At 44.2% G+C, this 13,223-nt stretch carries 12 protein-coding genes; 7 read left to right on the forward strand and 5 right to left on the reverse strand.

Annotation, left to right across the window (positions count from 1 at the left end; translation table 11 throughout):
* The first annotated feature begins 53 nt into the window (after positions 1-53).
* Together C3B73_RS10565 and radA are read left to right on the forward strand one after the other, a co-directional pair.
* A complete protein-coding gene (locus C3B73_RS10565) occupies positions 54-1,022 on the forward strand; it encodes a lysylphosphatidylglycerol synthase transmembrane domain-containing protein (protein WP_103665842.1) in 969 nt (322 codons plus the stop codon).
* 1 nt (position 1,023) lies between these two features.
* The gene (gene radA, locus C3B73_RS10570; RefSeq protein ID WP_103665566.1) at positions 1,024-2,364 is read left to right on the forward strand and encodes a DNA repair protein RadA; all 1,341 of its coding nucleotides are present in this window, start codon (positions 1,024-1,026) and stop codon (positions 2,362-2,364) included.
* A 31-nt stretch (positions 2,365-2,395) separates the two neighbouring features.
* Here radA and rpsU read toward each other — a convergent pair whose 3' ends face one another.
* Positions 2,396-2,590: a 30S ribosomal protein S21 gene (gene rpsU, locus C3B73_RS10575; protein WP_103665567.1), complete on the reverse strand. Its 195-nt coding sequence runs from the start codon at positions 2,588-2,590 to the stop codon at positions 2,396-2,398.
* 298 nt (positions 2,591-2,888) lie between these two features.
* Complete coding sequence (locus C3B73_RS10580) at positions 2,889-3,737, reverse strand: TIGR02757 family protein (protein ID WP_103665568.1); 849 nt, start codon at positions 3,735-3,737, stop codon at positions 2,889-2,891.
* A 96-nt stretch (positions 3,738-3,833) separates the two neighbouring features.
* On the opposite strand from C3B73_RS10580, the gene C3B73_RS10585 reads away from it, so the two are divergent.
* Positions 3,834-4,445 carry a class I SAM-dependent methyltransferase gene (locus tag C3B73_RS10585; protein ID WP_103665569.1) on the forward strand — a complete coding sequence of 204 codons (612 nt, stop codon included), beginning with the start codon at positions 3,834-3,836 and terminating at the stop codon, positions 4,443-4,445.
* A 10-nt stretch (positions 4,446-4,455) separates the two neighbouring features.
* On the opposite strand, the gene mutY is transcribed toward C3B73_RS10585, so the two are convergent.
* From mutY to C3B73_RS10600, 3 genes are read right to left on the reverse strand one after another with little or no spacing between them, the layout of a single operon-like run.
* Positions 4,456-5,523, reverse strand: a complete 1,068-nt coding sequence (gene mutY / locus C3B73_RS10590; RefSeq protein ID WP_103665570.1) for an A/G-specific adenine glycosylase — start codon at positions 5,521-5,523, stop codon at positions 4,456-4,458.
* 43 nt (positions 5,524-5,566) lie between these two features.
* Positions 5,567-7,081, reverse strand: coding sequence for an Ig domain-containing protein (locus C3B73_RS10595; RefSeq protein ID WP_232803149.1), 1,515 nt, complete (start codon positions 7,079-7,081; stop codon positions 5,567-5,569).
* Between the two features lie 49 nt (positions 7,082-7,130).
* Positions 7,131-8,105 carry an NAD-dependent epimerase/dehydratase family protein gene (locus tag C3B73_RS10600; RefSeq protein WP_103665572.1) on the reverse strand — a complete coding sequence of 325 codons (975 nt, stop codon included), beginning with the start codon at positions 8,103-8,105 and terminating at the stop codon, positions 7,131-7,133.
* A 106-nt stretch (positions 8,106-8,211) separates the two neighbouring features.
* On the opposite strand from C3B73_RS10600, the gene C3B73_RS10605 reads away from it, so the two are divergent.
* From C3B73_RS10605 to C3B73_RS10620, 4 genes are all read left to right on the forward strand, one after another.
* A complete protein-coding gene (locus C3B73_RS10605) occupies positions 8,212-9,372 on the forward strand; it encodes a glycosyltransferase family 4 protein (RefSeq protein ID WP_198597337.1) in 1,161 nt (386 codons plus the stop codon).
* 14 nt (positions 9,373-9,386) lie between these two features.
* Positions 9,387-10,553 (forward strand): glycosyltransferase, encoded by a 1,167-nt coding sequence (locus tag C3B73_RS10610; RefSeq protein WP_103665574.1) that lies wholly within the window; start codon positions 9,387-9,389, stop codon positions 10,551-10,553.
* A 203-nt stretch (positions 10,554-10,756) separates the two neighbouring features.
* A complete protein-coding gene (locus C3B73_RS10615; RefSeq protein ID WP_103665575.1) occupies positions 10,757-11,995 on the forward strand; it encodes an aminotransferase class I/II-fold pyridoxal phosphate-dependent enzyme in 1,239 nt (412 codons plus the stop codon).
* Positions 11,996-12,012: 17 nt separating this feature from the next.
* Positions 12,013-13,137, forward strand: a complete 1,125-nt coding sequence (locus C3B73_RS10620; RefSeq protein ID WP_103665576.1) for a GNAT family N-acetyltransferase — start codon at positions 12,013-12,015, stop codon at positions 13,135-13,137.
* Positions 13,138-13,223: the final 86 nt, after the last annotated feature.

Consider the following 13,223-nt stretch of genomic DNA (forward strand, 5'->3'; position numbering starts at 1 on the left):
ATATTAGGCAGCCACAATCTTTGTTTTCAAGGAAGTATCTGATCATCTCAGTAATGCTTAGCCTTGTAACCATGGGAGCGGTCATTTATTGGACCTATACTCCCGGTGTCCTGAAACACCTTGCTCCAAAGCGACTGCCCGGATTAGGGATCGCATTGGTTGTTTCTTTGTTGAGAGTGTGGTTTAGTGCGGCAAAGATCCGTTTTCTGGCGGATAAAAAACTTAGCTGGATGGCATCCGTAAGGGTCGTGTTAGCCTGGGACTTCACTTCGGCAGTCACCCCATCAACTATTGGAGGTGCGCCAATGGCGACCTATGCTATGACAAAGGAGGGACTTAAGCTTGGTGATTCCGGCGCTATCATTCTCTACGGAGTTTTACTGGATCAGATCTGGTTTGCCATGGCCATACCGATCTTACTGTTTGCCGGTATATTCTATGAGGTGGTTCCGGCTGAAATTGGATTAGTTGGTGATGTTTCCATGGGGCTTTTATATGTTGGCTTACTAAGCTATGCAAGTGTATTAGCTTATGGTGTTTTGGTCAACCCTGCTGCCATCAAGAAAGTGGTCAAGTTTGTATTTAAACTGCCTATCCTTCGAAGAATGGGAGATAAGATCGAGATAGAGGCCGAGAACCTCGAAGAGTATGCGCATCAGTTACGCAGAAAACCATTCAGTTTTTTGGTGAAAGCATTCACTTTGTCAACGATGTCGTGGCTGATGCGTATTGCATTACCGACCATTGTGGTATTGAGTCTCTTACCTGCTCCTGAGGTTCTTTCGGTGCTGAGAAGTCTGGCAATGAATCTTGCCTTCCTGGTCGTTCCAACACCCGGCGGCAGTGGGGGAGTGGAAGGACTCTTTGTACTCTTTCAGGGACCATTGATTTCCCGTGAAGGATTTATCGGTTTGGCTGTATTCCTCTGGCGAATCATCAGTTACTATATAAGTATCGGTTTGGGTATAATGGCAACCACCTGGTATGTAAATCAAAAGGTTGTGGAAATAAAGAAAGACTAAGATGGCTAAGACCAAAACTCAGTTTGAGTGTTCTAATTGTGGATACATTTCACCGAAATGGAATGGCAGTTGTCCATCGTGTAATGAATGGAATACCTTTGTTGAAAAAACAGTTTCAAAGAACAAGTCATCGTCCAATCATAAAGCCAAGGTAGAGGGACTCGAATCAACTGCTGAGCCAAAGAGGTTACAGGATGTTGAAACCTCTGAAAAGACCCGGTTCAAAAGTAACATCAGTGAACTGGATAGAGTGTTGGGTGGTGGTTTTTTACCAGGGTCATATGTACTCATTGGGGGGGAACCGGGGGTCGGAAAAAGTACGCTGACCCTACAGATCGCCAAGGCTAATCCTGAAATGACTATTTTATATTGTGCGGGCGAGGAGTCAGCCGGACAGATCAAGCAGCGAGCTGCCCGCCTGGGAGTTGAGTCAGAGAACTTGTTGATCTACAACGAAACGCAGGTTGATAACATCATTGCTGAAGCTCAGAAAATGAAGCCAGATCTGCTGATCGTGGATTCCATTCAAACGGTCTATCGAACGGAATTATCGAGTATGCCCGGCAGCATTCAGCAGGTGAAGGAATGTGCAGCCTTATTCCAGCAGTTAGCTAAAAAGAAGAATATCACCACACTCGTTATAGGTCACGTGACCAAAGAAGGGGATATTGCAGGTCCCAGGGTGTTGGAACATATGGTAGATACAGTACTGCAGTTCGAAGGGGATAAACAGTACACATATCGTTTACTCAGAAGTCTTAAAAACCGATTTGGTGCTGCACAGGAAGTTGGGGTTTTTGAGATGAAATCTGATGGTTTGAGTGAGGTATCGAATCCTTCAGAATTATTCATATCAGATAAAACGGCCGGAGTGAGTGGAAATGCGGTAGTTTGTACCATGGAAGGCACACGCCCGCTGTTGATCGAAGTACAGGCATTGGTTACGCCCTCAGCTTACGGTTCACCCCAAAGAACAGCGAATGGATTTGACCGTAACCGACTTCTTTTATTATTAGCCGTGTTGGAAAAACGGGTTGGGAAGAACTTTTCGAATCATGATGTGTATCTGAATATAGCAGGAGGGTTCCGTTTGAATGATCCTGCCGGTGACCTTGGGGTCTGTTGTGCTTTGGTATCGAGCCTGATGGACGAAGCGGTAGCTCAAAAGATGGCTTTTGTGGGAGAGGTAGGACTTGGAGGAGAAGTTAGAACGGTTCCACACCTGGAGCAACGGATCAAAGAAGCTAAAAAACTGGGTTTCGAGGACCTGATCTCACCTGATTCCAAACAAAAAGATGGCATCAGATACTTACATCAGGCCATAAAAAAAGCCCTCAGGTAGAACCGGAGGGCTTGAATTCGTTACACTTCGTTTAGAAGTTGTCGCGATTGCGACGTCGTTGTTCTCGCTTGGCTTTTTTCAAAGCTTCGCGTCGCTCAACTGACGGCTTCGTATACTGCTGACGATCTTTGTATTCGTTGAGAACACGTGATCGGGTTACCAGTTTCTTGAAGCGGTTTATTGCGCGATCAACACTTTCGTTGTCTTTTACTTCGACTCCTAACATGAAGTATCACATCCTTTCATTTGATTTTTAGTTCCCATAATTGGGAACATTAAATATACAAAGTCTTTAGGTGTTTTAAAATATGTGGTTGATCAGGCTGGAATGGGTGAGGTACAGTTAATTTAGAACGAAAAGTGTTGCCTGATTTTTATTCTGAACTATGTAGAACCTAAAACCATATAGAACCTGCGAGCGTCCAGCGTACCTCGCAGCGTTCGGGTTGCAGGCTCCTGTCCATAATGCTCGCAAGACCTGCGGACGCTGCAAGCTTGCTCTAAACAATCTAAGTTGGAGGGGCTCACTCTACCCGCTGGTTGATGATCAGTTCCTCAGGTATATCAGAGCCCAAAACACCTATTCCAAACAAGGCATAATCATATTTTGCAGGATCATCCGGATCTAAGAACTGCAGACGTTTTGTAAGTTCCAGCACAGACTTCCAGTCATTTTGCTTGCGTGACAGGAGTCCAAGTTTCCGAGCCTGACGTGCAACGTGCACATCCAGCGGGATCTTTAGCTTTTCGGGTCCCATAAAACTCATGGTGCCGGGGTCTACCGGACTGTTTTTTCGGATCACCCATCGTAAGTACATATACAGTCTTTTGGCTGAGCTGTTCTTTTCAGGATTTGAAATGTGTTTATGAACCCGCACAGGCATTTCAGGATGGAATGTGAAAAACTGTTCGTTGAATACTGAGATCAGATCCCTGTTCTCACGTATAGCCTGATCATCACAGAATGCCCAGAAGGCTTCAAAATTTCCGAATTTCAGTAGAATGGATTGCAGCGTCTTCGTTAACCAGTGCATATCCACCGGTTTAAAAGTGCGGTGTTTGAATCCTTCAAATTTAGGGGCATCCTTTTCCGTGTAATTCAAAATAAACTCGGTAGGTTGATGGTTCATTCTATTCAAGAGGTCTTCAACCTTGGCGTTCACAATATCCCGCCGGCCCCAGGCCATAACTGCTGCAAAAAATCCGGCGATTTCCCGGTCGTTCTTTTCCTCAAAGGCATGCATAAATTGCACAGGATCACTGTCGATATACTCCGGCACTTCAATTTTTACTACCAGATCATCGAGAAAGGGTTTAAGTTCAGTGAGTTTACGCTTAGAGATGGTTCGATATCTTTTTCTCTTTCGGGGCAAGGAATTTTTCTACTTTATGAGTGTTTTTCATTTAGGTTAAAGCGGTCAGGATTTTGGTACCTTTCCATACGATTATACAAACAAATTGCAGTCAAATTGATTCACATTATTAACGATTGGTTCATTTCATTGGTTGACCGGTATATGGATGCTCATTACGGCGGAAGGAAGCAGTCGCTGCTTCGCGATCATCCGGAAACAATTGTGGAGATCGGTGCGGCATATGGGGCGAACTTCAGATACCTTAAACCGGGTACCAAGGTGATCGTGATAGAGCCGAATGAATCCTACAATAAAATTCTCAAGAGGAGAGCCGAAAGATTTAATGTGACTATTGAAATTCATAACACAGGTGCCGAATCCATTGACCTGCCTTCTGATTCGATCGATATGGTATTGGATAGCCTGGTTATGTGTACGGTGGAATATCCTGATCAGGTATTGTCAGAAATTCATCGCATCCTAAGAACAGGTGGGAAGTTTGTCTTCATTGAACACGTTAGATCGGAGCATCATACATGGCTGTGTCGTCTACAAAACTTTGTGCAAAAGCCATGGAAGTGGTTTTTTGATGGCTGCCATGTAAACAGGGATACAGCCTCAAGTATTGATAAAGTGCCGTTTAGTAAGATCGACCTGGAGGAATTCAAAAGTAAAACGGTATTCCTTCCGATCATACCTCATATCAGTGGAACAGCGATCAAATAGTAAAAGGGATTCAGTTTACCAATTTGGAGATCAGGACCTGATTAGCTTTTGGAAATGGAAACTTCTGAAGGTCATCGGTGGCCACCCATTTTACTTCCTGACTTTCTTTAGGTTTGGGCTCCCCGGAAAGCAGCTTACAGTGCCAGGCATGCATGGTTATGGAAAAGTGCGAGTAGGTATGTTTTAAATGTGTAAGCTCTTTGTAGGCTTTCACTTCCACTCCGAGCTCTTCCTTTAACTCCCGTTCAACAGTTTCTTGAATGTCTTCACCATCTTCCTGTTTACCGCCCGGAAACTCCCAGAGCCCACCCAGCATAGCCTCATTTGGCCGCAAGGCGATCAGTATCTTACCATCCTGATCACGCTCAATGATCCCAACTCCGATAGTGTAATGAGGTTTTTTCTTGGCAGGAGATTTATAGGGGATGGAATCTGTTTTGGCCATTTTAGAGGCAGTACATCCGGCTTGAATAGGGCAGGAATCACATTTCGGTTTGGAAGGTGTGCAGATCACGGATCCTAATTCCATCAACGCCTGATTGAAATCTCCAGGGTGCTGCTTATCAATTAGTTCATCGGCCAGTTCCTGAACCTGTCGTCTCGTTTTACTGCTTCGGGTGTCATCTTCGATGCCATAATACCGGGTGATGACGCGGATCACATTTCCATCCACTACGGCATTTGGTTTGCCGAAGGCTATACTTGTGACGGCCGCAGCTGTGTAAGGTCCCACTCCTTTCAGTTTTATGATCTCATCATAGGTATCAGGTACCTGTCCATCAAATTCTTTAACCACCATTTTTGCTGCAGCATGAAGATTTCTGGCACGGCTGTAATAACCCAAACCTTCCCAGGCTTTCAGTACTTCCTGTTGAACTGCTTTGGCAAGATCGTACACTGTTGGAAACAGAGAGATGAAATTTCTAAAATAGGGAGTAGCTTGCTGAACCTGTGTTTGCTGGAGCATGATCTCTGAGATCCAGATCTTGTAAGGATCCGCTTCACCACGCCAGGGCATTTCACGTTTATGATCCTGATACCAGTTCAGAAGTTCAGTTCGAAATTGCTTTGGGTCCACGTCTTCGATTAAAGTTGAGCTGAGTTTCTAATACAGATGTAGCCTAATTTCCGTTCTCAGAACTTCCCCGGGAGATATCAAGCACATTCAGGGTTACTTCAACCGAAGAAGCTGCCCCAAGTTTATCCGTTGCGATGACTTTAAATGTGGATTCACCAAGTTGTCGTTCAGATGGTGTCCAGGTAAAGGTTCCGGTTTTTTCATTTAAGGCAGCTCCATCCGGCATGTCAACACCGATAAACCTGACTACAGATTGTTCCGGACTATCAGGGTCTATTGCACTGAAAATGAGTTCGTAAGGTTCGTTAACAGCAATGCTGGTATTTCTGACCGGACTGAATCGGGGCGGTGAATTAAATGAACGAACATCTACCAGAAATCGGGTACTGTCTGAGCGCCCTTCATTATCTGTTGCTAAAACCGTAAACCAAAAGCTTCCAACCTGATTGATATTGGGTTGCCAGTAAAATCCTTGCTTTCGAACCATGGCATTTTTGACGTTAGACCGGTACGAAAATTCAATATCCTGGGTTGTACGGTTACCTTCCATTTCCAGAGGCAAAAGAAGTGGGGCAGGGTAGGTCACGATCTGATTGGGAATATCTTTAATGCTGAACCCAGTGCTCGAATTTGAATTAGCCGTCACATCAGGATTTGTTGTGTTCGATACCTTGATCTCAGAGATCTTGTCGTTTTCAGCAATCCACAATCGTTCTTTACTCTTAGTCAGAAAATTATCTGCGGCTCCATCAGTTTTCCAGGGTTGAAGTGTATTTGAGTTAACACCTGTTACCCAGACTTTACCGGAAACACTTCTCACAAAAGTTCGGTCATTCCATCTGTAAATGCTTTCTGTGCGTTCATTTATGGAACCGATTCTCTGCCCCACACCCGCAGCCCGGATCATGAATATTTCTCCGTTATTGTTGGCACCCCATACGTTCTCATCATCCACAAAGATATTTCTGAGATTTGTGGTCAGATCAATGTTTTGGGATAATTGCAATTTTTGATCTTTGTGATCGAGTACAAGCAGTGAAGGTGCGTCTGTTAACACAAACAGTTGTTTACTGACAGCAGTTGATCGCACATCAAGAACTGTATGACCTGAGGTCTGGTCTTTGATCACATATTCAGGAGATGAGTCAACGGTTTCAGGGGTATCAAGAGATATCTTTCCTAAGCCATTTTGTCCAAGTGCTATAAAGAGGTTATTACCGATGCGTGCAGTTGCTGCCGGTTTTTGTGGAAGCAGCGTGGAAGAATAAACACCAAGTGCTGAGGTAGGTTCTAATATGGTTAATCGATTGGTATCACCAAACAAGTATGCAAATCGAATATCAGCCATGATCTTATCGCCTCGTCTCTGCATGCCTGATGATGTGTACAGCCATTGAAGTGAATCAGGATAGGATCGGAATACAACCATGCCTTCTGAAGCTGATAATACGTACAAGTGAGTTGGAGAAGATTCCATAGCCACGATCTCAGGGATCTCCATGACATTTGAGAAATCCTGCATCAGTTTGTCCTGTGCAACCGCAGGTAATGTTATCAATGAAACAATTAAGAGAAGTAGGAGATGTTCTAAGTTTGATCTCATAGCCTTACAACCATTTATGCATTTTATACCAGTGAATGGTGCGTGAAATACCTTCCGCCAGTGAGGTTTTGGGTACATAACCAATTTCATTTTGTGCTTTGTTAGAGCTGCAGGTCCATTCCAGTATCAGCTCGTTTGCTTTTTCTTTATTCACAACGGGATAGATCCCAAATAATGATGAAATATTTTCAATGACCGCTGCCGCTTTTTTTACCAGTGCGGGTTTGATCTTAAGTGGGATGGTTCGTTTACCCAGAACTTTGGAGGTGACACTACGAATTTCATTCCATGAATGAGTGCCTTCCCCTGAAATAAAATAAGTGTGAATGCCGGGATCCGTTTTTGCTGCCGCCTGCATGATACCATCCACAAGGTCACTTACATACACCATCGATACCTTCGGATTGTTCCCATCCCCAATGATAGGACAAATGCCTCTCGAGCAACTTTTAAAGAACGAAAAGATCTGATCCTCTCTGGGGCCATACACAGCCGGCGGTCGAATTATTTTTATGCTGTCGCTCTCTGTTGCGACTTGTTTGATCTTCTTTTCCATCTCCTTTTTCGATTGCCCATACATACTCACAGGCTCCATGGGATCGCGTTCGGTTTTGGGTGAACCGTTACTTGGCCCTGCCGCGGCTAAAGAGGAAAGAAGAACAATGTTTTTGACTCCTTTTTTCTGAGCCAGTCTTACAAGTGTTTCAGTCGCTTCAACGTTGGCACGGGTAAACTCTTTTTTTGTTGGTGCTTTCACAATTGCGGCCACATGAAACAGGATGTCTGCGTCTTCAAGTCCGGCACCTAATGCTTTTAGATCGTTGAGATCACCTGAGATCTTTTTAAAGTCGAGTCCGTTTAGCCATTTCTCATTACTTCTAACCAGGCAACGGACCTCAGAATAGTTGTCAGAATCTAAAAGTGCTTCAACAAGGTGACTTCCAATAAAACCAGTTCCGCCGGTTACAAAGGCTTTCATTAAATTCCTTATATTTAAAGATTATTTATCGAAATATAATAATCAGAATCTCTATTACATTGCAGGGCGATCAAGATACGAATCTGCCACCTGCTTTTAAATTTTTATGAAAGAATTAAGAATCGCCCTTTTTACCGGAAATTATAATCATATCAAAGATGGCGTTTCCCTTACACTAAACAGGTTGGTCAAGTTTTTGGAAGATCAGGGTATTCCGGTGTTGGTATTTGGCCCAACCATCGATAAACCGGATCTGGAACACAACGGTACGCTGATTCCATTGCCCTCTGTAAGAATGCCCGTATCCGGAAGGGGAGAATACCGGGCAACACTCGGGCTGTCCCGAGAGGCTAAAAAAGCACTTAAGGAATTTGACCCCACGTTGGTTCACATAGCCACCCCTGATGTTGGCGGATTGAAAGCTAAAAAATGGGCACAAAAGCATAATGTTCCCATTGTCGGTTCATACCATACCCACTTTACCAGTTATCTGAAATACTATGGATTGAACCTGATAGAGAGCGTAGCATGGAAATATTTGAGCTGGTTCTACAATGCTTGTAGGCATGTGTATGTTCCGTCACAATCCATGATCGATGAGCTCATACCTCATGGATTTAAAAGTGAGATGAAGATCTGGGCACGAGGGGTTAATACAGATCTGTTTTCCCCCGATAAAAGGAGCGAAAGCTGGAGAAAGGAACGAGGCTTTAAAGAAGATGATATCGTTGTAACATTCGTGTCTCGTCTTGTGTGGGAAAAAGAACTGGATACCTTCCGTCATAGTGTTCAAAAACTTTCTGAAGAGAACGCTCACATAAAAGCCATGGTGGTGGGAGATGGGCCGGCAAAAGCCGAATTACAGGAGTTAATGCCTGAAGCGGTTTACACCGGTTTTTTAAATGGCGAGGATCTGGCTACGGCCTATGCAAGCAGTGATGTGTTCATGTTTCCATCTCACACCGAAACTTTTGGCAACGTAACCCTCGAAGCTATGAGCTGTGGCTTGCCATGCCTTGTTGCCAATGCCACGGGCAGCCGTTCTTTGGTTGAGGATGGGGTAAATGGCTTTTTGGCAGAACCTCAGGATAAAACCGATTTTACGGAAAAGCTTAAAAAGATCGTTGAAAGTATAAGCTTGAGAAAAGAGATGGGAGAGCGCTCCAGGGAGAAAGCCTTGGGTTACGAGTGGGACGAGATCAACGGACAGTTGGTTCAGAATTATCGGGAAGTATTGAATACAGCTATCAACCAGAAAAATAATTAAGGGATCTCCATTTTATGAAGATCATTGACGTTGCAGAGTTTTATACGGATCAGGGTGGAGGTGTTAAAACCTACATCAATCAAAAATTGAAGTTTGGGTCCCAGATGGGCCACGAGATCGTGATCGTTGCCCCCGGCGAGGATTGGGGAGAAGAGGAACGTGATGGCGGGAGAGTCATTTGGGTAAAAGGCCCGCGATTACCGGTCGATTGGCGATACTATATTCTATGGAGAGAAAAAGCCGTTCATGAGATCCTGGATCGGGAAAAGCCGGATGTAGTGGAAGGTTCGTCACCGTGGACAGGCGGCTGGTTTGCCGGCAGGTGGAAGGGGGATGCGGTCAAGACCTTTATCTTTCATCAGGATCCGATCGCGGCTTACCCACAAACTTTTTTTGGGCACTCCGTTGGTTTCAGGAATATTGATAAGATGTTTGGATTCTACTGGAAGTATTTACAGAATCTGAGTAACCGGTTCGACGCTACAATTGTAAGTGGTAGCTGGCTGGCAGAACGGATAGGTGAACATGGGGTGAAAAATCCAATTGCTGTCCCGTTCGGGATCGATAAGGATTTCTTTTCACCGAAACGAAGAGATGAGAAGCTTCGGTCCAGGCTATTAGCTGATTTTGGGCTTCCTGAAGATGCTAAGCTTATGATCGCGATAAGCCGTCATCATCCCGAAAAGAGATTAGGTACCATAATTGATGGATTTATCAAGGCCTCAGAAGAAACACCCATGGGGTTGATGATTTTTGGAGACGGACCCATCAGAAAATATGTGGAATCGAAGGCCGGTAAATCGGATCTGGTCAAATTGATGGGATTTACGGAGAACAGGGACGAACTCGCCAATATTCTGGCCTCATCAGATTATTTTGTTCACGGTTCTGCCGCTGAAACTTATGGTATTGTGGTAGCGGAAGCTGTGTGCAGTGGACTCCCTGTATTGGTACCCGAGATCGGTGGGGCCGCAGAGATCGCAAATCCTGAACTTGGGGAAACCTACAGACCCGGGGACAGCGAGTCCTTTACTAAAGGATTACTGAATCTGGTAAGTCGGGATCGAAGTGACCTGGTGAACGCCACCGTAAAAGCCGCAGAAAATGACATCGTTACCATGGAGCAACATTTTAAAATGTTGTTTGAAACATACGAGGATTTGTTAGCTAAGAAGGGCTGAGGATCATCGAAGAAAATTGCTCATCTGAGTACTGATTTACATGTAATTCAGAAGCATTCTTATAAATTTGTTATCTTTGCTCAGATAATTACTTTTTGTATCAGCAGTCGGTTTTTCTAACGTCTTTAGTAATAACTTTTTAGGATCAAGAAGCCGGCTATATTTTGATGTTTATTTAGAATCTTTTTTAAGGAAATCACCTAATGGCCGATAAGAAAACAAGCGCCAAAAATTCAGACATTTTTTCAAAGGCTTATAATTTCAGAAAAGCCGATGAGGTAAAAGAAGCAGGATTGTTTCCATACTTTAAGCCCCTGGAAGCCACTGACGGAACCATTGTAGAAATTGAAGGGCACCGTGTGATCATGGCCGGTTCCAATAATTACCTTGGCCTCACTAACGATCCACGTACGATCAAAGCAGCCCAGGATGCTTTGACCAAATACGGTACCGGATGTACCGGTTCAAGATACTTGAACGGAACACTTGACAGTCACCTGGAACTGGAGGAAAAACTGGCCGAATTCATGGGTAAGGAAGCCTGTGTATTGTTCAGTACCGGATATCAAACCAATGAGGGATCGATACAAACCATTGCAGGCCGTAACGATATTATTTTCTCTGATAAGGACAATCATGCCTGTATCGTAGTTGGTACCCTGGTTTCGAATGCGAAGACCGTTCGGTATCAACACAATGATATGGATCAGCTCGAGAAGCTTTTACAGCGGGCCGATCCTGATTCAGGTAAGATCATTATTACTGATGGTGTATTTTCCATGTCAGGCACACTTGCCAATGTTCCAAAGCTGGTAGATCTTGCTCAAAAATACAACGCAAGGTTATACCTGGATGATGCTCATGCCGTTGGTGTAGTTGGAGATGGAGGACGTGGTTCAGCTTCCGTGTTTGGGTTGACCGATAAAGTTGACTTGATCAGCGGTACCTTCTCTAAATCATTTGCATCACTTGGCGGTTTTCTGGTAGGCGATAAACCGGTTATTGAATTTATCAGACATAACTCACCGGCACATATTTTCAGTGCTTCTATGCCACCGGCTAATGTGGCTACAGTATTGAAAGCTCTTGAGATCCTTCAGGAAGAGCCCTGGAGACTCGAACGATTGGAAGAGATCGCAAATTACATGCGTAAAGAGCTTAAGAATCTTGGGTTCAATGTCTGGAACAGTCAAAGTCCTATTATACCGGTCGTGATCGGTGAAATGATGGATTGTTTCCGTTTCTGGAAAGACCTGTTTGAAGAAGGCGTATATGCAAATGCGGTTGTTCCCCCTGCTGTGCCAAGAGGGCAGTCTCTGCTGAGAACCAGCTACATGGCAAGCCACACCGATGAACACCTGGATCAGATCCTAGAGGCCTTCCGTAAAGTAGGGCTGAAGCATGGTATCATTGATCGTAACGGTCACTCCGGAGTTGAATAATTAAACTGTAGTACCGTATGAATAGCTCCGCTGTCACGGTTGTTTCTTCAAAGGATGAAAGGAAACGATTTGTAGATTTTATATACACCTTCTACGAGAATGCTGAACACTGGATCCCACCTTTGCGGATGGACCAGAAGAAGCTTATCGATACCGATAAAAATCCTTTCTTCGAAAATGCCGAGATCCAACTATTCATGGCAGAAAAGGATGGAAATCTGGTAGGTAGAATTGCTGCCATTATCGATCACCGGTTCAATGATTATCACAATTCCAAAACAGGACATTTTGGTTTTTTTGAATGTATAGATGATCAACACACTGCAAATCTATTGTTTCGCGTAGCCTCAGACTGGCTGCGTGATAAAGGCATGAACAAAGTGATCGGTCCGGCCAGCCCCAGTATGATGGATACCATTGGGGTTTTGATCGATGGGTTTGACAAGGATCCTTATGTGTTGATGCCTTACAACTTTGATTATTACGACAGGCTCATCAAAGGAGCCGGTTTCGAAAAAGAAATGGACCTGTATGCCTATATGGTGGATACTGAGACTGTTTCGCTGGACCGAATGAACCGGGCGATGAATATCGTTAAAAAGCGACTTCCCAACATTGATATCCGTCCCGTTGATCTTAAAAATCTTAAATCTGAGATCCGGATCGTTCGTGAGATATTTAACGAGGCCTGGAAAAAGAATTGGGGGTTTATTCCACTTTCTGAAGCCGAGTTTGATGCGGTGGCCAAAGACCTGAAATTCATCATTGATACAGATTACGCCCACATTGCAGAGATGAACGGAAAACCGGTTGGATTCTCGATCGGAATACCCAACATCAATGAGATCTTGAAAACGATGAATGGAAAGCTTTTTCCATTTGGGATCTTTAAACTTCTGTGGAAAAAGAAAAAGCTCAACTCTCTGAGAACCGCTTTGATGGGGGTAGTTCCTGAACATCAGGGTAAAGGAATTGATGCTTTGCTGCATCATAGGTCCATTCAAAACGGCCTGAAAGGTGAAAATAAGACCGAGTCGGAAATGAGCTGGGTCCTGGAATCAAATCCTGAAATGATACGCGTTGCTGAACGCATTGGTGGTAAACTGGATAAGACCTATCGGATGTACTCAAAATCGCTCTGAGCATCTCACCAATTTTAACAACCATTTCACAACATCTACACAGTTTTTCCTTATCTTTTCGAGGCTAAGAAATTAAATTTCTCTGC

The sequence above is a fragment of the Gracilimonas amylolytica genome (genome assembly GCF_002911695.1).
Lineage (GTDB): Bacteria > Bacteroidota > Rhodothermia > Balneolales > Balneolaceae > Gracilimonas > Gracilimonas amylolytica.